The organism is Salaquimonas pukyongi (assembly GCF_001953055.1).
Taxonomy (GTDB): domain Bacteria; phylum Pseudomonadota; class Alphaproteobacteria; order Rhizobiales; family Rhizobiaceae; genus Salaquimonas; species Salaquimonas pukyongi.
The window spans coordinates 368941-392744 of the sequence record NZ_CP019044.1 but is presented as its reverse complement, the minus strand read 5'-3'; the positions used below and the strand labels follow the sequence as shown (position 1 = coordinate 392744).

Sequence of the window (23804 nt, the reverse complement as noted above, 5' to 3'; positions counted from 1 at the left end):
TTGGAGAACCGCATGCTGCCCCCGATACTGAAGGATGATCTTGCACTACCGGTGGTCGGTGCACCGCTGTTCATCATCTCCCACCCGGCACTGGTCATAGCCCAATGCAAGGCGGGCATCGTTGGCGCGTTTCCATCGCTCAACGCCCGCCCGATCGAACAGCTTGACGAGTGGCTTTCCCAGATCAATGAAGAACTCACAAGCCATAAAGAAAAAAACCCGGACAGCAAGACAGCTCCCTTTGCCGTCAACCTGATCGTCCATGGCTCCAATGACCGGCTGATGGAAGACATCAAGCTGGTGGTAAAGCACAAAGTGCCAATTGTGATAACGTCGCTTGGCGCGGTGCCGGAGGTCAATCAGGCCATACAGGCTTATGGCGGGATCACCTTGCACGACATCACAAATCAGCGCCATGCCCATTCTGCCATCAACAAGGGGGCAACGGGGTTGATTGCGGTTGCAGCCGGTGCAGGCGGACATGCCGGGCGGCTTTCGCCTTTCGCACTGGTTCAGGAACTGCGTGAATGGTTTGACGGGCCGTTGCTGCTTGCCGGCTCGATTGCCAATGGCGGTGCTGTACTCGCGGCCGAGGCCATGGGCGCAGATATGGCCTATATCGGTTCACCCTTCATCGGCACAAAGGAAGCGCGCGCCACAGATGATTACAAACAGGCAATCGCCGACTTCGGCGCTGAGGACATCGTCTACACGAACCTGTTTACCGGCGTGCACGGCAACTATCTGAAACAATCGATCATCAATGCCGGCATGGACCCGGACAACCTCCCCGAAAGCGACCCGTCGAAAATGGATTTCGGTTCCGGCGGCGGTTCCAAGGCAAAGGCCTGGCGGGATATCTGGGGATGCGGCCAGGGCATTGGCGCCGTAAAATCGGTGGCCCCGGTGGCAGAACTCGTGGATCGCCTGAAGCGCGAATACGCAGATGCCAGGGCCGCCATGTGCAAGCCATAGAGGTAGCGCCGGGCTTCGGCCTGTTTGGAAAGGGCCGGTCAGGTCAGATGGACGGTGGCCAAATGCCACACCGGTTCGGCAAGCGTTGCCAATTATCTTTCAAGCGCCGTAGATAGCGCCATGACTTGGCTGCAAACCAGACCGGTGAAGGAAGAAACCAGGCACAAGATCTGGCTGGTACTTCCGCTGGTCGTCATTTCCCTGATCATGACCGGCTTCGCCCACCGGGCAATGCCGTTTGATTCAGGGAGTGATCCTGCCGCTGATGTTCGGCAGGCCCTGCCGGATGGCGCTGTTCTTATTTTCTGTATCAATGGCGGCGGTGGCAATGACGACCATGACGATCATGGGGACGCGTGCGAATTTTGCCGGATTGCTTCTTCAAGCCATTCGCTTGACGGCCTTGCAGAGCTTGAAGCGATCCGCCTCAAACCGGTCAGGATCCTGCAACGGAAGAATGAGACTGTGCCTGTCCAACTGGGCAGTTACGGCAATCCGGCCCGCGCACCGCCTATCGCCTGATCACCTCAGATATCCGACCGGAAAAACGCCGATGCAACAAATCCGGCGAGTGACCGGAATGAATGCAATGCGGCAGAGATGAATCTGCAACGCAAGGGAATCAGACAATGAAACACGTTACTCAGGAAATTCTCGCGACCATCGCCATCACCATGCTGCTGGCTGTTTCCGCCTTCGCCGATGAATACAAGCTTGGGCCTCTTGAAATCGATCATCCCCATGCCCGTGCCACCATGCCGGGCGCACCTGTTTCCGGCGGCTACCTCGTGATCCGGAACACCGGCACAGAAGCCGACCGGCTGATCGGTGGTTCGGCAGAGTTTGCCGGCAAGACCGAAATTCATCAAATGAAGATGGAAAATGACATCATGAAGATGCGTGAAGTCGAAGGCGGGCTGGAAATCCCCGCCGGCGGCGAAGTCATTCTCAAGCCGGGCGGCTATCACGTGATGTTCATGAAGCTCGGCGAACAGCTCAAGGAAGGTGAAAAACGCAAGGTAACGCTCAATTTCGAGAAGGCAGGCAAGATTGAAGTCGAATTCAACGTCGAAGTCGTGAAACCCGGTGGCTTGGATCACAGCAAGATGGACCATTCCAACTGAACGCGTTTGGGCAGTTCCCTGCAGCAAGCCTTCACTCAAAAAGCAAAAGGCCGGCGGAACATTCCACCGGCCTTTTCAATTTTCCGGTGCCCTTCGGTGTCAGCCCGCTGCAGCCACTGCCCGCTTGGCCATGACCCGCACCAGGTTGGCACGATAGGCCTCATTGCCGTGGATGTCGGACAGCATGCCGTCTTCATCCACCTTGGCGCTGGCGACCGCTTCCGGCGACCAGTCCGCGGCCAGTGCCTTTTCCATTCCCTTGTGGCGGAAGACGCCATCATTGCCCGCGCCAGTGACCGCCACGCGAACATCTCCCTTGCCGTGATCGGCAACGAAAACACCACACATGGCATAGCGCGAAGCCGGGTTGGGATATTTGCTGTAGGCCGCCTTTTTCGGTGCGGAGAACTCCACTGCCGTGATGATTTCGCCATCCTTCAGCGCCGTCTCGAACATGCCCTTGAAGAACTTGTCTGCGGTAACCTGGCGCTTGTTGGTGTAAATGGTGGCGCCAAGCGCCATCATGGCGGCGGGATAGTCGGCAGCCGGATCGTTGTTTGCAATCGATCCGCCCAGAGTGCCCATGTGGCGCACGGCGGGGTCGCCGATATGCGAAGCCAGCGAACAGATCGCCGGGCAGGCCTTGGCCAGCTTGGCATTGGTTGAAACCTCGGCATGGGTCGTGGCCGCGCCGATGGTCACCTTCTTGCCGGAGACCTTGATCCCCTTGAGCTCCTTGACATGACGCAGATCGATCACGTCGCTGGGGGCTGCCAGCCTCTGCTTCATGGTCGGCAGCAGGGTCTGCCCGCCGGACATGAACTGGCCGTCGCCGGCCTTTTTGAACAGCGATTGTGCATCCTTCAGCGAGGAAGCGCGATGATAGTTGGTAGCATACATTTCTGATTCGCCTCCCTTAACCGTTGATGGCTGCCCATACCCGTGCCGGTGTGGCGGGCATGGCGAGATTGTTGTTACCGATGGCATCGGTGATTGCATTGATCAAAGCCGGCGGCGAGCCGATGGCGCCGGCTTCGCCGCACCCCTTCATGCCGAGCGGGTTGCCCGGACACACGGTTTCATGCGTCGAGAGCTTGTAACTGGGCACATCGTCAGCACGCGGCATGGCATAGTCCATGTAGCTAGCGGTCAGCAACTGACCGTTGTCGTCATAGACCGCGCTTTCCAACAGCGCCTGACCAACGCCCTGAGTGATGCCGCCATGGACCTGACCTTCGACAATCATCGGGTTGATGATCGTGCCGAAATCGTCAGCCGCCACGAACTGGACAATTTCCGTCTTGCCGGTTTCGGGGTCGACTTCCACCTCGCAAACATACGTGCCCGCCGGGAAGGTGAAGTTGGTGGGATCGTAAAACGCCCCTTCCTTCAGGCCCGGCTCCATGCCTTCTGGCAGGTTGTGGCCGGTATAGGCGGCGAGACAGACTTCGTGCCAGCCGAGCTTCTTGTCGGTTCCGGCGACCTTTACTTCACCGTTTTCGATGACAATGTCGCCCTCATCGGCTTCCAGCAGATGGGCGGCGATCTTCTTCGCCTTGCCTTCCACCTTGTCGAGTGCCTTGACGATCGCGGACATGCCGACAGCACCTGAACGCGAACCATATGTACCCATGCCGAACTGAACCTTGTCGGTATCGCCATGGATGATCTGCACATTGTCGGTAGGCAAGCCAAAGCGTTCGGACACCAGTTGGGTAAAGGTCGTCTCGTGGCCCTGGCCATGGCTGTGTGAGCCGGTGAGGATTTCGACCGTGCCGACCGGATTAACGCGCACTTCCGCCGATTCCCATAAGCCGACGCCGGCACCCAGCGAGCCGACAGCGGCCGATGGCGCAATGCCGCATGCCTCGATGTAACAGGAAAGACCGATGCCGCGCAGCTTGCCTTTCTTGGCGGCTGCCGATTTGCGCCTGGCAAAGCCGTCATAATTGGCAGCCTTCAGCGCCGCATCAAGCGTGGCATTATAGTCTCCGGCGTCATAGCACATAATGACCGGGGTCTGATGGGGGAACTCCCCGACAAAGTTCTTGCGCCGCAGATCCGCAGGATCCATGCCCATTTCGCGGGCGGCCGTTTCCATCATCCGCTCGACCACAAAGGTCGCCTCGGGGCGTCCGGCGCCGCGATAGGCATCCACCGGCGCGGTGTTGGTATAGACCGTGCGCACATTGCAGTGGATGTTGGCGATGTTGTACTGGCCCGACAGCAGGGTCGCATACAGATATGTCGGCACCGAAGAGGAAAACAGCGACATATAGGCGCCCAGATTGGCGATGGTATCGACGGAGAAACCGACGATCTTGCCATTCTTGTCGAAACCCATGCGCGCCTTGGTCACGTGGTCGCGGCCATGGGCGTCGGTGAGAAAGCTCTCGGTGCGGTCGCCGGTCCATTTCACCGGAACGCCGGTGCGTTTGGAAGCCCACAGGCACACGATCTCTTCCGGATAGATGTAGATTTTTGAGCCGAAACCGCCGCCCACATCAGGCGCAATCACCCGCAGCTTGTGCTCGGGTGCAACCTGATAGAAAGCTGACAGGACCAACCTGGCAACGTGCGGGTTCTGACTGGTGGTGTACAAGGTGAAGTGGTCGTCCGCCGCATCGTAATGGGCAAGGGCAGCACGCGGTTCCATGGCATTTGGAACCAGCCTGTTGTTGACGATTTCCATCTCGGTGACGTGGGCCGCGCCGGAAATCGCCTTGTCGGTTGCATCCTTCTCGCCGATTTCCCAGTCGTAGATAAGATTGTTCTTGGCTTCGGGATGAAGCTGCGGCGCACCTTTCTTGAGCGCTTCCGGCGCCTCGATCACATGGGGCAGCACCTGGTAGGAAACATCCACCGCTTCAGCGGCCGCCTTGGCGTTTTCGAGCGTATCGGCGACCACCACGGCCACCGCATCCCCCACATAGCGAACGAACTCGGTAGCCAGCGCCGACCAGGCGCCCATGTTCATCGGCGAACCGTCCTTGGAGTGGATCATCCAGCCACAAATGATGTTGCCGATGCCGTCGCCCGTTAGCTGCTTGCCATCGAGAACGCCAACAACGCCAGGCATCTTCTCGGCCTTGGCCTTGCCGATCTTCTTGATCTTCGCATGTGCGTGCGGCGAGCGGACGAAGGCGGCATAATGCATGCCTGCCATTTTGAAATCGTCGGTGTATTTGCCCTTGCCGGTGATAAAGCGCTGGTCTTCCTTGCGAAGTACCCTGGCGCCAATGCCTTCAACTCCCATTAGATTTCTCCTCCTTGGCCGGAAAGTGACAGCAAATAGCCGGTAGCAGACAGGAAGGTCTCACTGACCTTTCATTTGTCCCTTCTTGCTGCCGGTTCGCCTGTCCTTTCCGATGGTATTGCTGATCGTCTGTTCGCTGCCCGCAATTTACCGGGCAGCCCTATCGCATGCCCTTGGCGCCTGCCTCGATGGAGCGGACAATGTTATGATACCCGGTGCAGCGGCAGATATTGCCTTCCAGTTCCGCACGGATCTTGTCTTCCGAAAGCTTGCCGCCACCATTGGCCTTGTGGCGGTTAACCATGTCGACCGCTGTCATGATCATGCCCGGTGTGCAGAAGCCGCATTGCAGACCGTGGTTTTCCTTGAAAGCCTGCTGCATGGGATGGAGCTTGTCGCCCCCCGGACCCTGGGCGGCCAGCCCCTCGATCGTCGTTACCTCGCCGCCGGATGCCTGGGCAGCCAGCATGGTGCAGGCCTTGACCGCCTTGCCATCGACATGCACGACACAGGCGCCACACTGCGAGGTATCGCAGCCGACATGGGTTCCTGTCAGGTTAAGGTGTTCGCGGAGGAAATCGACCAGAAGCGTCCTGTCCTCCACCTCACGCTCAACGGCTTTGCCATTGACCGTCATGCTTACTGTTGACATGAAAATCCTCCACACAAATACAGCAGAATAGCCGGAGAACCGCATTCTGGCCGGATAGCCGTGGCCGGTAACGACCGATCCTCCCTGTAAATCAGTGTGGCGCAGGCCGAAGGTGTCGGCAAGGGGTGTTGGGGAGATTCTTCGAAAAATCCCGAAAGCAGCCGTAATCGCCAAGTCTGACGGCCACTCGAAGCAGTCAGCCGAGGCGGTTCACCAGCTTCCTGCTGGGAAAGCAGGTTGGTGTCATGCCCTGTTTGGCCTGCCAGCCGCCAATCGAACGCCGGGTCCTGAAACCCGGCAGGCCGTCCGCGCCGCCAACGTCATAACCGAGCTTCTCCAAGCCGCGCTGCATGGCGGCAATGTCAGAACGCAACAGATCGTCCACCTGCTGCCAACCGGCCTGGAAGGGCGGGGAACCATATTGCATGCGATCCCCGGCATGTCCGACAAACAGGGCGTAGAGATCGGACTCATTATACTCCTTGAGTACGTAGAAGTTCGGCGTGACGATGAAGGCAGGGCCATAACGCCCGGCGGGCATCATCAGGTAGCCTTGCTGTTTTGCTTCATGGGCGGGAAACGGTTTGCCATTGGCCCGGCGGATGCCAAGCCTGGCCCAATCGGCAATCTTGCGGCCCTGGTCAGGACCTTCCAGGGCACAAGAGACCGATTGCGGAACGGTTACCTCAAATCCCCAGTCGCGGCCTCTTACCCAACCCTTGTCGGAAAGATAGCCGGCAATGGAGGAAAGCGTATCGTTTACCGAATTCCAGATATCGGCCTTGCCATCGCCGTCTCCGTCGCGGGCATGGGCAAGAAAGGAGGACGGCATGAATTGCGGTTGGCCGAGAGCACCAGCCCAGGAACCTTTAAGGCCGCGCGCCGGAGCTCCGCGGCGCTCAACCATTTCAAGGGCAGCGAGCACTTCGGCTCTGAAATAGTCCTTGCGCGTTGCCATAAACGCCTTTGTGCCCAGAACCTCGAAGGCATTGTAGGGGATTTTTGCCTTGCCGAAGGCTGATTCCCGGCCCCAGATTGCCACTACGATGCGCCCCGGCACTCCGGTTTGGCCCTCCAATCTTGCCAACAATGCCGCGTGGCGGGCCAACAGCTTGCTGCCGCCGGATGCGACGGCTCCGATGATGTTCTCAGCGAAATAGGCCGAGGGCGCACGAAACTCGGCTTGCCACTGTTTTCGGTCAAGTTTCTTGCCGCTGCCGGGCAGGATCAGATCCGGCAGTTTGAGATTGGGCGTGACCCCATTGAAGGCCGCCTTGAACGTTGCTGGCGAGATGCCATTCGACCGCGCCTGCGGCCACAGATCATTCTGCAGCCATTGCCGGAACTGGCGGTCGATTGAGGCTTTGTCCATAGCCAGCACGACAGGAGCGGCAACAAGAAGCGCCGCAAGGGCACCTGTCAGAATATGTGAAACCCGCCGCATTCACTCCCGTCCGGTTTGAGTCGGTTCTTTTCGAGGCATATTGCAGCGGTCCGGCAAGAGCAAGGCAGGCCACATGCCGGCACGAATTTCACTTGCCGTTTGCAGCTCCAGGAACCAAGCTCTGGTCCAGGACTGCAAAGAGCACGGCGCTATGACGGATCAACATCAAAACAGGCTGGCAGAACAGGCGCTCGCCCTGCTTGAAAGGGATGAACCGGCGATCCTGGTTTCGGTTACCGGCACCAGAGGCTCGACACCGCGCAACACCGGAACCTGGATGATGGTAACGCGAGGCGCTGTTTTGGGTACGATTGGCGGTGGACAGCTTGAATGGCTGGTCACCGGCAAGGCGCGCGATCTGCTCGAAGCTGAAAAAGCAGGGCCCGTGGAACACCAGGTGCCGCTCGGTCCACAAATCAACCAGTGTTGCGGCGGGCGTGTCACCTTGCGTTTCGAACCGCTTGATTCAAATGCCCTGGCCCGGGTGGCGAGGCAGGACAGCAACAGACGAAATCCTGTCCAGATTCATGGTGCGGGCCATACCGGAACAGCGCTCGTCAGGGCGTTGTCCCTGCTGCCCCTTGACGTTCAATTGGTGGATGTGCGTGCGGAAGCCCTGGAAGACTTGCAAGGGAATGTCGATACCCGGTGTCTTGCCATGCCGGAACAGGCGGTGCGGGAAGCTTCCCCCGGCACGGCGTTTGTCGTGCTTACGCATTCCCACGATCTCGATTTCCTGATTTCAGCCGAGGCACTTTGCCGTGGCGATGCGGCCTATGTCGGAATGATCGGGTCAAAAACCAAGCGCTCTGTTTTTTCCGGCTGGCTTGGCGACAATGGCTATGATGCCGGGCTTGCCAGTCAGTTGGTCTGTCCGATCGGCGCGCAGGCAAGCGGGGTCAAGGTCAACGACAAGCGGCCGGAGGTTATCGCGGCACTGGTTGCAGCGGAACTGGTGACCTTGTTTGCAGCACAGGCCTGAGGCCAGTCAGAATCCGGCCTCCCGGATAAGCACCGATGCCACCCGCCTGAACATGCGCACCGCGAGGCTTTCGGGCGTTGCTTTGAGAACCACCTGACCGCGCACGGGATGGGCATACCAGACGGGCTCCAGTGAGGTGCCGTTGACGGGAGAAAGCCGGACCGGAAACCAGGCCCCGCGGGGTGCAAGCGCCCTTTCTGCAGTGTCCGGGTAAACCGGCACCGTGCCACCCTGGGTTTCAGCAAGCACTGCTTCGGTCAACCTGGCAGCCGACACAGACTGCTTTTCCAGCAGGACAACGGGAAACGGCGAAAGCTGCAGATTGTCCGGCAGAAACCTGCCGCCCGCCCCCTCTTCAATGCGGTGAAACCCTGCTTCGTGGACAACGCCCCTGATCTCCAGACGGACAGGCTCTTCCATTCCGGCAAGGCGCTGACCATGGACGGGCGGCAGCAAAACGGCGAGGCGGTGCCGCGGATTGAGCCACATGCCTGCCGCCAGTGCGGTATCGAGATTGGAAATCCTGCCATCATGGGGGCCAAGATTGTCAGTGCGGCTTTCTGGCGCAGCAAACCTGACCGCTCCTCCCTCAGATAGCCCGCCCTCGTTTCCAGAACGGCACGCAGGGAGCGGTCCCTGACATCGGCAGTCAGCCGGGCAAGGCGGGTGGAAACGAGCCGCATTTCGGCTTCAACCCGAAGCAGTTCGTCCTCCAGTCCTGGTGAATCAAGCCGGAAGAGGATGTCTCCCTGCTGCACCGGTTCGCCTTCTGTCACATCAAAACCTGCAAGACGTGCAGGCACCGGTGCATGGAGTGACGTTGCCCCTTCCATACGAAGGATCGCCGGAATGCCAACATTGCGAGACCAGGGAAAAACAGCCAGCACCACAAGCATCAGCAGTCCGCCAAGGGTAACAATCGTCCGGCGCGAGGCGGCAATTCGCTCGCGTAACTGCCACCACTGGACCAGTTCGCGCCAAACCGGCAAGGCGATGAACCAGGCTATTTCAACTACGAACAGGACAATGCCTATCAGCTTTACAAGAAAGCCGTAGACCAGCAGCGCAATACCGAGAAACAGGAAGAACCGGTAAACCCAGGTGCCCCAGGCATGGAGAACCACCAGCCTGCGCCGGTTTGGCGGCATGGTTTCAGGCGGCGGATCGCCGATGCCGAACAGCAGTTCACGCAGCCGCCAGCGCGCCAGTGCAAAGCCGCGCTGCTGCAGGTTTTCAATTCCCGTGAGATCCGACAGTACGTAGTACCCGTCAAAGCGCATGAAAGGGTTGAGGTTGACCGCTATGCTGGTGACCCAGGAAAGCGTGGCAGTGGAAAAGGCAATGGAGCGCAACGGTCCATCCGGCAGAAACACCCATAGCAAGGTACAAACCGATGCGAGCGCCAGTTCTGAGTAAACACCGGCAAGATCGATGTTGAGCCGTTGGCGGCGAGACTTGAGCGCATGTGCGCCGGTCGTGTCGGTATAGAGGATTGGAAACAGGACGAGAAAGGCAAGCCCGATGACCGGAACATCAACGGCGTATTTTCTCGCCATGAAAGCGTGGCCCAGCTCATGCAGGGTTTTGATAAACACCAGGCTGATGCCGTAAACCAGCAGCCCTTCCAGCGTAAGGAATCCCATAAACGTGGCAACGAACGCCCCCACTGGCGGGAGACGAGATAGAGCGACAGGACGGCGATCACCACAAAGGTGATGGCAGCCTGCCGGGTGAAAAGCGGCGCTACAAGGGGCCATGCCGTGTTCAAAAAGCGTTGCGGGCGGACCAGTGGAATGCGGAAGAAAAGGTAGTTGTGGACGATCTTCTTCCACAACTTTTGGCGGCTGGCTTTGAACTGGCCATACAGCGCCTGCCAGCTTTCTTCACCGCCGGTCTCCACCAGGCAGTTGGTGATCAGAAAACGGGCCGTCATGGACACTTCGTTCTGCGAGACATTTCGATTGAGACTGTTGGTCAATCTCGCTGCAAGCAACGCCGGGGCGATCGCACGCCATTGGCTTAACACTTCCACCGTCTGTTCGCTGATGCGAAAATACCGGTTGCGCAAAGCATCGAAGAGAAGGTAGGTCGCGCGGCCGTCCGGCGCCGCGCCACCGTCGAGGATGATCAGGTCCTGGCGCAAGACCGGCAGATGTTCAGCCGGGGCTGAATTATCCGGCGCCTGCACTTCTACCATCCCGTTTTCTGGCGCAGGAAGGCGAGCGGTTTCCTGAACAGCAAAAACCACAACGGCACGTTGTCGCCATACAGTTGCGCGGTTCCCCGCTGTCCAATGCGCAAGCGGGTACCGTCATTTGACTGCGGCTGCGCACGCAGCGGAAAGGAGAGTATGCCGGTCTCCGACAGTTCCGGCTCATAGGGCCGCCGATCAATTTGCGCTGCCACCGGTGACAGGGGGGTTGAATCGAGAAAGACCTTGGCCGAGGCTTCATCTGACAGGATGATCGTATCGGAAGTCTCAAGATCAATGGCAATGGCAACCTTGGCGGGATCGGCAATCCGCATGACCCGCTCGCCGGTATCCACCGGCCGCCCGGTCCAGTCTTCTATATTGGAAAACAGCAATACACCAGGGCCGCTCGCCCGCACATCAGCAAGGGCTAGACGCCTTCTTGCGGCAGTTCCCTCAGCAAGGGCAAGATCGAGTTCCGCTTTTGCAACAGCAAGTTCACGGCGTCCTTCACCTGAACCGAAAGCCCCCTGATTTGCACGGTGAAGCCGCGCTTCTGCCACCGCAATGTTCTGGACCGCCAAGTCTACATTGTTCTGTAATTCCGTCTTGTCGTAGGAAAACAGAAGATCGCCGGTTTTTACATTGCTGTTTGGCGGCAGATGGACCGTTTTGATGACACCTGAAAGCGGTGCTGCGACCATCTCCGGCTGGTGGGCAACAACCCTGGCCGACGCCAGAACCGTCAATGGGACCGGTATGAACAGTGCCGCAAACAGCGCTCCAGCCATCAACCAGCGCAGCGGACGATTGCGGATGAATGCACCCATCGGCCTGGCAGCGGGAAAAGCATTGAACGCATGGGAAACCGCATCACCAGCGCGCACTGCGAGCGCTTCATTTGCCGGATCATGGGGCCTGTCGGACAGTAATGATATGGCGCCGCATATTGCTCCATCACGTCCGGCAAGCGGCAGTTGCAGGACATAGGGATAGCCGTAGGGCTTTCCTTCCCCTTCCGTTGCAGGCAAGCGAAAGTACCGAAGGGGCGGTGCTTCCGGCGTGGTGATGCCCGATCCAACGGGCATTGCCGGGCTGCCGGCCGGCAATTTGCAGGCAAGCACACGATTCAGCCAGCGGGTGAGCGGCGCGTCACGGTCCGGCATTGCGAGCGCTGAAATCGCCTTAATGCGATATTGCTTACCGCCTGTTCCAACCCGTTGCACGATGACCTGGCGTGCTGGCAGGATCTGCGAGATCTCATTTGCTACAAAAAAGTCGAGTTCCCGGATATCGGCCGGGCGGCGCAAACCGGCCTCGAAGGCAAGCAGCTTCTGCGCAACTGCCGCCTGCTCGCCTCCGTTGTCTTTGGGTGGTTCGGATTTAAGCCCTGAACCGGTGCCGCGCATATCTGAAAAGTTCTGCCGGCGGTGCGTGCCGCCGGAAAAACGGATCGGCTCTGGCGCTGGCATCAGCTGTCACCGTGAAAACGGGCGGTGCCGCTCATGCCGGCCAGGATGCCACCATCCCCATCGATTGGCTCGGCATAAATGACCACCGTCTGACTGACCGGGTCCACCTCCGCACCAATACGGCCAACCCTGCTTTTCAGCGTCTCTCCGGTTTCTTCCACTGTAAAAGAAAAATCCCTGCCGGGTGCCAGCCAGCGGAGCCAGACCGAGGGCACGACCAATTCTATCTCAAGCCTGCTGTCGTCGAGGATCGACATCAACGGTTCGTTTGGCACCGGATATTCTCCCGGCGCGATGTTCAGATCAGCAATCCGGCCAGAGAACGGCGCAATGATAGTGCACTCGCGCGATACGGCTTCATTGACGGACAGTTCTGCGGCGGCCTTGTTGGCCAGTGCGCCCGCGAGGGTTACTTCATCCTTGCCGACGGCACCGTGTTTCAACAGCCGCTTCTTTGACTTGTAACCGATCCATGCCGCGTTGGCGGAGGCTTTGGACGCGTTCATCCGCGCCTGATAGCGCTCACAGTCAAAGGCAATCAGCGTATCATTCTTGTTGAACCGCTCTCCCACCTTGAACGGTATCTGCTTTGCCCGCGCTGTCAGTGCCGTGCCAAGATCAACCCGTGTTGCCGCGCGCAACAGGCCGCGTGCCTCAAACGCCTGATAGTCACTGACTACGCCTGATGCTTGCTGGGCCCAGGCATTTCCCGCGATGCCGGCTGCCAGCAGCAGAACGATGGGCGCCGCAATCCGGCCAGCCCGCAATCGAGAAGGTTTGCGGAAAGAGAAAATCCCCTTCCGCCAGTTTGCAAAGATGTGCCGCATCTTTATCTCCTTTAGTGTTTTACGTCCGTCAGCCTCCAACATCTCCCCGTTCGCGCCATACCTGCTGCAAGGAGGCAGCCAGCGTTTCAACATCTGAAGCCGTATCGAGATGGTCTCCCCACGGATCAACACCGATGGTCGCGTAGATTGCGCCAAAGGCATTTTGCAGGTCGGAATATGCAAGATCATATTCTGCCGATGCGACCAGCGCATTCATCTCCTCGCGGATCAGCGCCTGTTCCGATTCAGCGCCGGACGTTTCCGAAGCGCGCAATTGTTTGAGCAGCTTGTGCTGAACCGAATTGTATTGCGCGGCGGTTTCGGCCGATTTTCTCAGATAATGATACCGGGTACGCGCCACTGACACCTGGGTCATGATGGCCATTGTCATGGCAAGGCTGCGCTGGTCATTCAGGTACAATTCGGCATCCGTCACGGCCTTGCGGGCAGGATACTGAAACAGCTTCATTACATTCCAGCTCGCCTTTGCGCCCCACGATATCCAGTTGTTGTCGAGCAGCAGGTTGTTGGAATCGAAGTTGCTGCCGGCATAAAGCTGAATGCCCGGCAGGAGCTCGAGAAGTGCCGCCTCCGCTTCCTGTTCGCTGATGCGGCCCTGATAGGCCAGTTCGCGCATTTCCGGCCGGTTTTGCAAAGCAAGGCGCATCATCTCGTCGCCTGGAATGCGGATCTTCAGATGCGACAACCGCCGTTTCGGGATCACAAGCTTGTAGTTGTAGTCGGGTGGCAGGTTCATCAGTGCGGCAAGCTGGATCTTTGCGGTCTTCAACTCGCGAAGCATCCGCTGGATGTCCTGCTTGATGTCGATCAGTTCGCGCTGAAAGTTCAAGGCGGCAACCGGCGAGGAAAAACCCGATTCCCCCAGTGAGCGGGAATTGGCCAGGGCACGTTCGACACGGCCTTCCAGACGCTGCAGCCCTGTTGTCAGACGTTGCGCCGATACCGCCCGCCAATAGGCTGTGCGAACGTCCTCGATAATCCGGTTGATGACCTTGCGCTTCTGCTCCTCGGCAAGCATGGCGCGATTGGCTGCCTGCTTTGCACGCACATAGGACAATCCGAAATCCAGAATGTTCCAGGAAAACGAGATGTCCTTGGTAAAGACCGAAGCCTCTGCCGAAGTCGATGCGTTGGCCGAGCGCGGCCCGCCGGGGGGTTTGCTGTAGCTGTATGAGTGCTTGCTGCGAAGTGACTTGTGGGCATTGGCAACCAGCGACGGCAGCATATCGGCACGGGCCGCTTCAAGCTTTGCATCCGCCAATGCGCGCGCCATCATTTCCACACGGTGATCGAGATTGAATTTCAAGGCCCTGGCCATCGCCTCATATAGCGAGATGGCGCGGGTAACCGGTTCCTGTTCCTCCGCGACGCGGGCCATGTTGGTGCTTGCGGTGAGCGCCAATTCGCTCTCGCTGAGCGGCTGGGGTGTAACCACACACCCGGAAAGAACAAACCCTGCAAAGAGGAGACCCGCGGCAGCTGTTTGCCTGAACATCCGGGGCGGACCGGAATCGGTATCTAATTGTATGTGATAACTTCTTCGCCTCATGATTGTATGTCCCCATGTGCTTTGACTGCCGAAGCAGTCCGGTTCCCTGTTATCCCCAAATTGCGAATGGTGATCTGACGGCGGCCTTTTTTGCATCCACCAGCTTTCTGATCTGGTCGCTAAGACCGCGCGAAACGTCCTGTCCGTTGATGGCACGAATCTCGATCAACTGACCGCTAGCAGGCATCACGCCGATTTCGAGCAGAGTTTCGTTTCCGGCCTCATCGGCGCCACGCATAACGATCCGGGCTTGACTGCCGGCAGCCCGGGAAATGGCGAAAAGGTTTGCGCCATAGGCCTGAATCTCGCGGCCCGGCGCCTTGCCATCAACACTCTCCAGTTCCCATTCTAAGCCGCGGTTTGCAGAAGCGATTTCAATGAACAAGACCGGACCCCAAGCAAGCGTGCGGACAACAAAATCGCTGCTGTCGCTCCCTGACAGAGCATCGCCGCCGAGATAGTATTCGGCTACGGCATCGCGCAGGTTCCCGCCCTTAAGCCATGCGGCCTCTCCTGACCGATCAAGCAGGGCGCGGGTTTTCCCGATCCACTCGACCGTCTGGGTAAGCGGCAAGCCATCGGAACCAAGGGATGATGAAACCGCCAACGGGCTGATCTGGTAAAGCGCCTGTGTGACCGGATGATCGAGATTGAAGATGCCGGTATTGCCCCCCAGCGGGAAAATTCCATTCACCATGTCTCCGACAACAGTATCAGACTCCGGCAAGATAATCGGATCGCCGGGCCCGGAAATCGGCGGTAGCGGGTCAAGCGGCGGCACAATGCCCGGGTTGGTGATATCGCCGACCGTAAAGGCGAAGTTGACGGTAACTGTCCCGCCCTGTCCGTCATCGGCCGTGACGGCCACGGAATAAACGCCATTGCCATTTGGCCCGCCGCTGGCGGCAGAACCGGCAATGGTGCCGGTTATCTTGCCGGTTGCCGGATCGATGGAAAGGCCTGTGGGCAATCCGCTCGCAGAGAAGGAAAGCGTGTCCCCATCGGGATCGCTGAAACTGCCTGCCGTTTCCATTGCGAACGGCGCGCCTGCTGTCTCCGACTGATCGGGAAGGCCCGTTGAAACGGGCGGAGGATTGGAAATGGTGTAATCAATCGTTGTCGAGACGCTATCGCCATTGCTGTCTGTCACTGTCACCGTGATGACATGGATGCCATCGCCACCGGGACCGCTGATCGATGCGTCGGAAGGCGGTGTTCCCGTGATAATGCCGGACACGGGATTAATCGAGAGCCAACCCGGCGCCCCAGGCTCCAGACTGAATGTCATCGCATTGCCCTCGAAATCGTGGAAATAGGGCGAAACGTCAAATAACGTCAGTGGCGTGCTGTCGAAACCAGTCTGGTCGGGGAGGAAATTGTTGGGATCGGCCGGCACCGGCGGATCATTGGGATCGATGACCGGTCGGGTTGGATCGATGATGATTGGCGCATTGTTGCTGCCATTGACGGTTACCGTAAGGGTCGCCTGATCCGCTCCGCCATTGCCGTCGTCAATGGTATAGGTGATTGAAGTCGGCCTTGCTTCACCATCGGAAAGATCGCGGAAACCACTGCCGGGCTCGAACATGTAGCCGCCTGTCGCGCCGATGGTGAACGTACCGCCATTGCTGCTGGCAACCGCCATGCCAACATTGGCGGCATCCCCGTTGACCAGCGTGACGGTGAACGTATCACCATCGGGATCGCTGTCGGCGCCGTTTCCGTTGTCGGCAAACACGCTCCCGGTGATGGCAGTGTCCTCGTCTGTTGCAGCATTGTCATCACGGGCATCGGGTGCCGGATTGCTGATAGTATAGGTGATGGTCGTGGTGAAAGTGGCGCCATCCTCGTCGGTTACGGTCAACGGAATGAGATAGCGGCCAGGATTGCCGGAAGGATCGTCCCCACCCACCGATGCGGAAGCAGCAAGCGTGCCTGAAATCACGGTTCCATCAAAACTCAGGCCTGCAGGCAGTTCGGCCGGATCAATGGAAAAGGTCAGCGTATCCGTTGCGTCGGGATCGGACGCATATGCCGTGACGTCGAACGCTGTAATCGTTTCTCCGTCGACAGCAGACTGCGCAGGAATATAATTGTTCGGATCGGCTGGCGGCGTTCCGGGATTGGCCGGATCGAAAGGTACCGGGCCATCGTTCTGGCCGCTGACGGTTACGGTAACCGACGCAGTGCTGAAACCCCCTTCCCCATCGCTCAATTGATAGGTTGCAGTGGTCGCTGCGCTTTCCCCGCCACCCAGATAGTTGAAGTCGCCATTGGGATCGAAGGAAAGGCTGCCATCGCCTGCGATGGTGAACAAGCCACCGCCGGTACCGGCAATCTGCTGTCCGACTTTGGCGGCATCACCATCGGCTTCGCTGACGGTGAGCGGCGTATCGCCATCGGGATCGCTGTCTGCGCCATTGCCATTGGCAGCAAGCACGTTACCGCCACCAATAGTGGTGTTCTGATCTGTGCTGAAGGCATCGTCCTGTGCCACCGGTGCCGGATTGCCTACCGTGATGGAGAAGGTATCGGATACCGTGCCGCCATTGCCATCGCCGGCGGTTACCGCAACCGTATAGACGCCATCGGTTGCAGTGCCGGTATTGCCGTTCTGGGATGCCGATGAATCCATGGTTCCCGAGATGATACCGGTCGTCGGGTTCAGCGAAAGGCCAGCGGGCAGGCCGGTCGCGGTGTAGGTCAGCGTATCGGTGCCGTCCGGATCGTTGAAAGCAGGCTTGACGTCTATCGGAGTAAACGTCTGTGCGTCGGTGCCCGTGGCATCGGCAAGCTCACTGCCGGAAACCACCACGGGCGCATCGTTTGTTCCGGTTATCGTGACGGAAACCGTGGCAACCGACTGTCCCCTTCGCCGTCGCTGAGGGTGTAACTAACGCTCGTTGTGCGTGTTTCGCCGCCGGCCAGGTCATCGAAGTCGCCGTTCTCGGCGAAGGTGAAAGCGCCGTTGGCATTGATGGTGAACAAGCCACCCATGTCGCCTGTCACGGCACTTCCCACATCACCGGAAACGCCATTAACGGCTGCAACCGAAAGCGCGTCACCATCGGGATCGCTGTCAACGCCATGGCCGTTGTCGGCGGTGATCACATTGGCCGCGGCACTGCCCGCGCCCTCGGCAATTGCCAGGACGTCGTTTGTTGCAGAGGGTGCCGGGTTGGCGACCGTGTAGGTAACCGTGGTCTGCCCGGTAGCTCCATCGGGGTCTTCCGCGATTACCAGGACATCGTAGGAACCTGGAACAGCGATATTGGAGTTCTGGCTGGCATTTGCCGGCGGCGTTCCGGTGATAACGCCTGTGGCGGGATTGATCGAAAGCCAGGCTGGTGCGGCGCCACCCAGCGAATAGGTCAGGGTGGCACTGTCAGGATCGTGGAAGTAGGCCGATGCATTCAGGGCCGCCAGCGCAGCACTGTCGACGCCGGACTGATCGGGGATGATATCATTGGGATCGGCCGGCGGCGTGCCGGGATTTCCCGGATCGACAATGCCCGGTGCATCGTTGACCGCCTCAACGGTGATGAAGGCGGTTCGCACTGGCGTAGCGTCCTCGCCATCGGTGGCAGTAACGGTGATTTCACGCACACCGGTGGCTGGATCATCTGAAGCGTTTGCAAAACCGATTGCTGCAATGGCCGACTGGTAATCGGCAGTGCTTGCCGATCCCGTCAGGGTGACGGTGATTGTGCCTGCGGCCGTCAACTCCGCCGGTGCACCACCGGCCAGGGCAATCCCGGCCGGCAGCGTACCGATGCTCAGGGCGTCTCCGGCTTCCCCGTTGGTGAGCACAACCGTCAGCCCCGCAAGATGTGTGTTGTCCAGATCGGTGATCAATGCACCGTCGCTGATCGCCTCGGCAGCCGCCCCTTCCACATAGGTTGCCCGGTAATTGCCGGCATTGATGCCCGATGAATCGTCCGCATCAAGGTCAAGTGTCGGAACATCATTCAGCGGCACAACATGCACAACGGTATTGCGCGCCGTGCTTGCCGCCATGGCGCTGTCCGAGGCCTGTATCATAAAGTGGCGGTCTGCAGGGTCCGGATTGTTCGGGCTGGAGGCTGAAGGTGTAAAGCTGAGGGCCTGCAGGATTGCCGTCCAGTCAGCCACGGTGGTCGATGCATCTCCTGTCAATGTCAGGGTCAGCGTGCCATCCGCCGCCAGGGTGGGAGCAGGCATTGCCGTGGCGGATACATTGCCCGGCAATGTATTGGGGAAATTGATCGTGTCGCCGGCCTTGCCGTCTGTCAGCGTAACCACAATCTCGAGAATGTCGTCATCGGGGTCTGCAATCAGCAGGTCGGTATCGACGATTGGAACCGGTGAATCGTTTTCGTTGAACGTGACCTCAAAACCACCGTCATCGGTACCGTCGTCTGCCGGGTCGCCCGGCGTGCCGGAATCGTTGTCCGTATCGAGATTGAGCTGTGGCGCATCGTTGACTGGGGTCACCGAGATCGTTGCGGTGGCCGTATTGCTGCCGCCATTTCCATCGGACAGGGTATAGGTGAGCGGCGGAACCGCGCCATTGTAATCGGCGGCCGGAACGAAGGTAAGCGCGCCGGATGCCTCAACGGTGATCGTGCCGACCGGATTGGAGGCATTGTCGCTGATCGCGGTGGCATTGCCCAACATCAGCGTGTCCTGGCTGCCATCGCCATTGGTGTCGATCGTCGCCGAGGCAATCGTCAGCGTGTCGCCGCTGTCGGGATCGCTGTCAGCACCATTGCCATTGTCGGCCAGCAGATTGGCGTTGAGCGTGGTGTCCTCCGGCGTGGTCAGCACATCGTCCTGGGCAACGGGATCGTCATTGACCGCGCCGACATCGGAAAAGGAGAGCACCGCCGTGCCGGTCAGCGCACCGTCGGATACGGTATAGGTCGCCGAGGGAACCGGGCCGTTATAGCCGGAGGCCGGGGTGAAGGTGTAAGCGCCATCGGCAGCAATCGTCAGCGTGCCGACGCCGGTAATTGCCGCCGTGTCGCCGGCGCTGAAGGTCCCTGCAACTGTATCAACGGTGAATTGTGTAACGCTCAGTTCGGCAGGCGTGTTGTCGATATCGGTATCATTGGCAAGTACATTGCCGGTGGCGGGGATATCCTCGGTAACGGCAACCGGACCATCGTCGACACCAACCGGGGCGTCGTTGATGGGGGTGACTGTAATCGCCACTGTATCGGTATCGGAAAGCGGTGTACCGTCATTATCGGTGGAAAGAACGGACAGCGTGTCGGAGCCGTTGAAATCTGCATTGCCGTGGTAGGAAAGCGTTGCAAGGGCTGCATTGATCTCGGCTTCGGTGCCTGACAACGTCAGATCATTGGTAGCATTGGTGCCGGCATTGATCGTCGCGCCACCTGACAGATCGACCGCCAACGTTCCGCTCGTCACCGACAATTGTGTGGTGGCAAGATTGCCATCGATATCGGTGACCGAAATCCCGGGGATCGAAAGTGATGTATCCTCTGTGACCATCTGCGCCCCCGGTACCGTGTTTACCGGTGCATCATTAACCGGTGTAATATCAAACTGAATGGTGTTCGGCGACTGATCTGTATCAATGCCGCCATCGGCGGTCCCGCCATCATCTTTCACCTGGAACGTGAACGCGCCGACCCCATTGCCGTTCCGGTCTGTCGCCGGCGTGAATATCAGATTTGGAATATCCGCAACGGCGATCGCCTGACCTGGCGTAACTGGTGTTCCCGATAGCGTAAGTTCACCATCGGCAGCGCTCGGCAACGTCGTGATGATGATTGCATCAAATGAATTAGAGGGCGTGTCATCCGGATCGGCAAAACCGAAATCACCCGCTGAGAACGTATACGAGGTATCTTCAACGATCGTAAATGTATTGTCTGCGCCGGTCGGAGCATCGTTCACGTTTGCGATGATGATGTCGAAGCTATCAAGAATTTCGGCGGTATCGGGTGTTGCCGTAAATCCGTCCACATCGGTTGATCTGGCGCGGACATTCAACGTGACCGTGCCAACAAAGTTAGCGCCCCCGGTGTAAGTAAGCGTAGCAATATTCCAGGAGGCAATGTCTACAATCTGACTTCCGGCCGCGGCTGTGAAGGTGTTCGTACCATCAGATATAGTGTGGCCAACAGGGATGTTCGACAGTTCGAGGAGTGTGATCGTCTCGGACCCGTCGGTGTCGACCAGCGATGCGGCAAAGGCGCCGGAAATGTCGATGGCTGTGTCCTCGTCGCCGCTTTGGTCTGTTGTCGACAGGGTTGGAGCATCGGCGACACGGGAAATGTTGACCGTCACATTGTGCTGGTCGCCATTGTAATCGACGAGCATGGTTGTTGTCTGACCAGAGAAATGTTCGGGCGGAATGAACTCCATGCCGGCTATGTTATCGGCTTCCACTTCCCACTGCCCAGTATTCGGGTTGAGGGAGCCAGCCGAGAACGTTCCACCAGTGGGATAGCCGGAGATCGTCACCGGCTCGCGGCCCGACCATTGCGCCTGCATGACGGTCGACCATTCCTGGCCCGAGTCGTTGTTGCCGTTGGACCGGGCCGTGGCGTGCAGGGTCTGGCTGCCGTCGGGGTTGGTTATCAGGTTGAACCGGAGCGCGCCGACCAGATCGATGGTTGTCTGATTGAGATTGTTGAAGTTGGCTTCGGCATTCGTCCCGATGGCGTCCGTCAGACGCTGTCCAAAAGGCACATCGGTCCACACGATAAGATCGGGATTGTCGGCGCGAATCAGGAAGAACGAGCCGGAAGTTGTGCCATTGACAAGGTCAACAAAGATCCGCGCCGTGGCGCCGTGGTCGTGCTCGCCGCTGCTGGCGCCGCCGAGGTTGACTGCCGTCAAGGTGATGTTCCCGGTTTCGGCGCCGCCGGCAATGTCCAGATCCCACGTCGCAAGCGTGCCATCATCCACATAGGTGCTGACGACCGCGTCGCTGCTGAGCGTTCGGGCGCTGGAACCGATATCATATCGCTCAAAAGACTGGACGCTGATCAGCTCCTCAAAAAGACTGGCATGGTTGCTGCTGCGTTCCAGCACCAGATCGTTGCCCGACATCGAGATGATATAATTCGGCAGCCGATTGAGGCTAGCCGTTGTGTCGCCCACGACTGTCGCACCGCCAGCGGCTGTTGCATTGCGTGTGCCGGGATCGACAATGAAGGCCCCGCTGGTGATGTCATAGCCTGAGAAAGAATAGGCATTGTTATGATTGCTTCCCCGGCCCGTCTGGCCATAGAGCACACCACTGGCGAGCCCGGTCTCCAGATCGACGACGATGCGCCCGCCGCCATTATCCTCCTGCTTGGCGTCATTTGTGCCGCGCCCGTCCTGGATGTTGATCACCAGAAAATTTGCGTTCGGATCAGCAGCAATCGTCGCAGTCGTTTCAGCAGCGGTTGTGCCCTGATCCAGAATTGCGCCGGAGCTGCCAAGATAATCCGAGGAGCTTCCATCCGCGGTCAGGTACTCAACCAGATAGGCCTGGTCCAGGCTGGTCTGGCTCTCGACCAGGGAAAGCGTGTCGCCGCTGCGCGAAACGGTCAGGACGTTGTTATTCTGGGTGCCGGTCAGCGTTCCGCTGGTCGAATCATTGCCGAGTGTCACGCCGGAGAAGGCATAGCTATCATTGGCGTTCGTACCCTGTGCGAGAACGTGCAGGATATGACCGGAATAAGTGCCCTTGATCAGGTCGACCGTTACGGAAACGATCTGACGATGCTCCTGGGTGACGGCGTTGCTGCTGTTGTCTTCGCCACCGAAACCGGAGATGCGGATCGCCGTGGTGCGCGGCGGAATGGTGAAATCGGTGGGCGTGGCGCCGGCCGAGGCGTCGCGGAATGCGGTTTCGGTGGAAATCAGGTCAAGCTGCGATCCACCCGCGGTAAGCGCCGGATCGATGGTAATGCCGAGCGGCACGTTATTGTCTTCCGTACCACTGGCCGTTGCCGGCACGTTGATCAGGCTTCCCTGGGTGCGGTCGAGGGTAACGGTGGCCTGACCGCCGGAACCGGCATCGGTGAAGACATAGTCAAAAGTTTCAAGGCCCTGGCCAAGCGGCGACGTGGTTACATCGAGTGTGCCATCAGCAAGCAGTTCAATGGCCGTGTTGGTTGTCAGTTGCACCGGAACCCCGACGGCGAGTGCCTGTGGATTGCCCGGATCGGATGGATCGATAATCTGGGTCAGAAGCGCTGCGCCGCTGACTGTGTCATTGGCGAGTACGTCGATGTTCTCGGTCACATTGCCGGTAATCGCGATCCCCGAACCGCCGCCATTGTCATCGGCGCCGCCGCCCGAGGCAAGCAGACCATCCCAGGCCTCGGCTGCAAGGGAAGCGGCTTCGATTTCACCGGCGGAAACTTCGAGATCCCAATCGCCACCAAGCACCGCGGCTCCGGTCGTATCGGTGGAGGCTGATACATCGGCGCCGCTTGCTTCCATGAGGGCATTGACTGCCGTCTGGCCGCGGGTTCCGGCGGCAAAGTTGCAGCCATAAATGAGAATGTCCGCATCATCGGAAAGGGCGCCGCGGATCGCCACCATTTCATCGGCGTGTTTACCCTTGATTGAGGCAGCCGTCAGTTTGGCATCGCCCAGTTCGAGCGTGCCGGAACGGCCATGGGCGAAAATGTGGATGGCGGCGACGTCGTTGCGGTCCGCCAGATAGCCTGCAATCTGAGAGACCCCGTCCATGTCTCCGGACAGGTAGACTGCCTCATGTTCAGGGCCGATCCCGGCCATGATGGAATTCAGGTTCTTGATCGAGCCATCGACAAAGACGATTTCCACCGGCGTAGCTGTACCGTCACCGGTGGCGGCAGGATCTTCATCGGTATCAGAATTTGCATCAGCATCCGGAGCGGAGCCAATTGCAGCGGCAGGGCTGTCGGGAAAGCGCTGCGCAACAGCCTCCATTGCCATTTTTTCGGCAAGGTCAATGCCGGTTTCAACTCCGGCAGCATCCAGCAATATGCGCGGCTCCAATGCCCGAAGCAAAAGACCATCGCCACTTTCAAGGAAAACCGCTTCATTACCATTGCCTGGACGCATAGCGCCACCGGCCTGGCGGGTGGCCGGATTGTCAGTGCACTGTATGCCAGACCCGCTTGCAGCGCTGCGCGCCTTTGCGAAAAAACTGCTCTTGATGCCCATGGAAGCCTCTTAATCGTGGCCCCTGCCATGCCTGGGTGCATCCGCCGCACCGCAATTACTAATGGTTGTATATTAACATAAAGTTACTAGTCAAGGTTGTATTTATGATTTACCCCACCAACCAAACCTTTGAATTATATATATTTTTC

The 23804-nt window shown here is 58.8% G+C and carries 16 protein-coding genes; 4 read left to right on the top strand and 12 right to left on the bottom strand.

Annotated features, from left to right (window positions below; translation table 11 throughout):
- Nucleotides 1-12: 12 nt before the first annotated feature.
- The 3 genes from BVL55_RS01955 to BVL55_RS01945 all read left to right on the top strand — a co-directional run bounded on the left by BVL55_RS01955 (nucleotide 13) and on the right by BVL55_RS01945 (nucleotide 2099).
- Nucleotides 13-975, top strand: coding sequence for an NAD(P)H-dependent flavin oxidoreductase (locus BVL55_RS01955; protein WP_075995494.1), 963 nt, complete (start codon nucleotides 13-15; stop codon nucleotides 973-975).
- Nucleotides 976-1095: 120 nt separating this feature from the next.
- Nucleotides 1096-1497, top strand: a complete 402-nt coding sequence (locus BVL55_RS01950; protein ID WP_156892379.1) for a hypothetical protein — start codon at nucleotides 1096-1098, stop codon at nucleotides 1495-1497.
- 107 nt (nucleotides 1498-1604) lie between these two features.
- On the top strand, nucleotides 1605-2099 hold the full coding sequence (locus BVL55_RS01945; protein ID WP_083649313.1) for a copper chaperone PCu(A)C: 495 nt from the start codon (nucleotides 1605-1607) through the stop codon (nucleotides 2097-2099).
- A 99-nt stretch (nucleotides 2100-2198) separates the two neighbouring features.
- Here BVL55_RS01945 and BVL55_RS01940 read toward each other — a convergent pair whose 3' ends face one another.
- From BVL55_RS01940 to BVL55_RS01925, 4 genes are all read right to left on the bottom strand, one after another.
- On the bottom strand, nucleotides 2199-2999 hold the full coding sequence (locus tag BVL55_RS01940) for an FAD binding domain-containing protein (RefSeq protein WP_075995491.1): 801 nt from the start codon (nucleotides 2997-2999) through the stop codon (nucleotides 2199-2201).
- A 16-nt stretch (nucleotides 3000-3015) separates the two neighbouring features.
- The gene (locus BVL55_RS01935) at nucleotides 3016-5355 is read right to left on the bottom strand and encodes a xanthine dehydrogenase family protein molybdopterin-binding subunit (RefSeq protein ID WP_075995490.1); all 2340 of its coding nucleotides are present in this window, start codon (nucleotides 5353-5355) and stop codon (nucleotides 3016-3018) included.
- A 160-nt stretch (nucleotides 5356-5515) separates the two neighbouring features.
- Nucleotides 5516-6007: a (2Fe-2S)-binding protein gene (locus BVL55_RS01930; RefSeq protein ID WP_075997820.1), complete on the bottom strand. Its 492-nt coding sequence runs from the start codon at nucleotides 6005-6007 to the stop codon at nucleotides 5516-5518.
- A gap of 196 nt (nucleotides 6008-6203) precedes the next feature.
- A complete protein-coding gene (locus BVL55_RS01925; RefSeq protein WP_075995489.1) occupies nucleotides 6204-7451 on the bottom strand; it encodes a lytic murein transglycosylase in 1248 nt (415 codons plus the stop codon).
- Between the two features lie 151 nt (nucleotides 7452-7602).
- Between BVL55_RS01925 and xdhC the strand changes: the two genes are divergently transcribed.
- Nucleotides 7603-8433 (top strand): xanthine dehydrogenase accessory protein XdhC, encoded by an 831-nt coding sequence (gene xdhC, locus BVL55_RS01920; protein WP_075995488.1) that lies wholly within the window; start codon nucleotides 7603-7605, stop codon nucleotides 8431-8433.
- A 6-nt stretch (nucleotides 8434-8439) separates the two neighbouring features.
- Here the strand turns inward: xdhC and BVL55_RS16205 are convergent, their stop codons facing one another.
- The 8 genes from BVL55_RS16205 to BVL55_RS01890 form a co-directional block, all read right to left on the bottom strand.
- Complete coding sequence (locus BVL55_RS16205) at nucleotides 8440-8694, bottom strand: hypothetical protein (RefSeq protein WP_083649312.1); 255 nt, start codon at nucleotides 8692-8694, stop codon at nucleotides 8440-8442.
- A complete protein-coding gene (locus BVL55_RS01915; protein ID WP_162841429.1) occupies nucleotides 8691-9785 on the bottom strand; it encodes an HlyD family secretion protein in 1095 nt (364 codons plus the stop codon). The genes BVL55_RS16205 and BVL55_RS01915 overlap by 4 nt, the downstream gene beginning before the upstream one ends.
- Nucleotides 9734-10630, bottom strand: coding sequence for a hypothetical protein (locus tag BVL55_RS16680; RefSeq protein WP_162841428.1), 897 nt, complete (start codon nucleotides 10628-10630; stop codon nucleotides 9734-9736). Before BVL55_RS16680 ends, BVL55_RS01915 begins: the two co-directional genes overlap by 52 nt.
- Nucleotides 10624-12096 (bottom strand): efflux RND transporter periplasmic adaptor subunit, encoded by a 1473-nt coding sequence (locus BVL55_RS01910; protein ID WP_075995487.1) that lies wholly within the window; start codon nucleotides 12094-12096, stop codon nucleotides 10624-10626. The genes BVL55_RS16680 and BVL55_RS01910 overlap by 7 nt, the downstream gene beginning before the upstream one ends.
- Complete coding sequence (locus BVL55_RS01905; RefSeq protein ID WP_075995486.1) at nucleotides 12096-12923, bottom strand: efflux RND transporter periplasmic adaptor subunit; 828 nt, start codon at nucleotides 12921-12923, stop codon at nucleotides 12096-12098. The genes BVL55_RS01910 and BVL55_RS01905 overlap by 1 nt, the downstream gene beginning before the upstream one ends.
- A gap of 28 nt (nucleotides 12924-12951) precedes the next feature.
- A complete protein-coding gene (locus BVL55_RS01900; RefSeq protein WP_205410832.1) occupies nucleotides 12952-14322 on the bottom strand; it encodes a TolC family protein in 1371 nt (456 codons plus the stop codon).
- Between the two features lie 220 nt (nucleotides 14323-14542).
- Entirely contained in the window at nucleotides 14543-17308 is a 2766-nt protein-coding gene (locus BVL55_RS01895; RefSeq protein WP_075995484.1) for a putative Ig domain-containing protein, read from the bottom strand.
- 20 nt (nucleotides 17309-17328) lie between these two features.
- Nucleotides 17329-23655, bottom strand: coding sequence for a DUF4347 domain-containing protein (locus tag BVL55_RS01890; protein WP_075995483.1), 6327 nt, complete (start codon nucleotides 23653-23655; stop codon nucleotides 17329-17331).
- Nucleotides 23656-23804 lie beyond the last annotated feature (149 nt).

What these genes read in the sequence shown, in the direction of transcription:
- BVL55_RS01940 (WP_075995491.1), bottom strand. Translation starts at nt 2,999, where the DNA reads ATGTATGCTACCAACTATCATCGCGCTTCCTCGCTGAAGGATGCACAA.
- BVL55_RS01925 (WP_075995489.1), bottom strand. Translation starts at nt 7,451, where the DNA reads ATGCGGCGGGTTTCACATATTCTGACAGGTGCCCTTGCGGCGCTTCTT.
- BVL55_RS01890 (WP_075995483.1), bottom strand. Translation starts at nt 23,655, where the DNA reads ATGGGCATCAAGAGCAGTTTTTTCGCAAAGGCGCGCAGCGCTGCAAGC.
- BVL55_RS16680 (WP_162841428.1), bottom strand. Translation starts at nt 10,630, where the DNA reads ATGGTAGAAGTGCAGGCGCCGGATAATTCAGCCCCGGCTGAACATCTG.
- BVL55_RS01945 (WP_083649313.1), top strand. Translation starts at nt 1,605, where the DNA reads ATGAAACACGTTACTCAGGAAATTCTCGCGACCATCGCCATCACCATG.
- xdhC (WP_075995488.1), top strand. Translation starts at nt 7,603, where the DNA reads ATGACGGATCAACATCAAAACAGGCTGGCAGAACAGGCGCTCGCCCTG.
- BVL55_RS01935 (WP_075995490.1), bottom strand. Translation starts at nt 5,355, where the DNA reads ATGGGAGTTGAAGGCATTGGCGCCAGGGTACTTCGCAAGGAAGACCAG.
- BVL55_RS01950 (WP_156892379.1), top strand. Translation starts at nt 1,096, where the DNA reads ATGACTTGGCTGCAAACCAGACCGGTGAAGGAAGAAACCAGGCACAAG.
- BVL55_RS01900 (WP_205410832.1), bottom strand. Translation starts at nt 14,322, where the DNA reads ATGGCCCGCGTCGCGGAGGAACAGGAACCGGTTACCCGCGCCATCTCG.
- BVL55_RS01955 (WP_075995494.1), top strand. Translation starts at nt 13, where the DNA reads ATGCTGCCCCCGATACTGAAGGATGATCTTGCACTACCGGTGGTCGGT.
- BVL55_RS01905 (WP_075995486.1), bottom strand. Translation starts at nt 12,923, where the DNA reads ATGCGGCACATCTTTGCAAACTGGCGGAAGGGGATTTTCTCTTTCCGC.
- BVL55_RS01930 (WP_075997820.1), bottom strand. Translation starts at nt 6,007, where the DNA reads ATGTCAACAGTAAGCATGACGGTCAATGGCAAAGCCGTTGAGCGTGAG.
- BVL55_RS01910 (WP_075995487.1), bottom strand. Translation starts at nt 12,096, where the DNA reads ATGCCAGCGCCAGAGCCGATCCGTTTTTCCGGCGGCACGCACCGCCGG.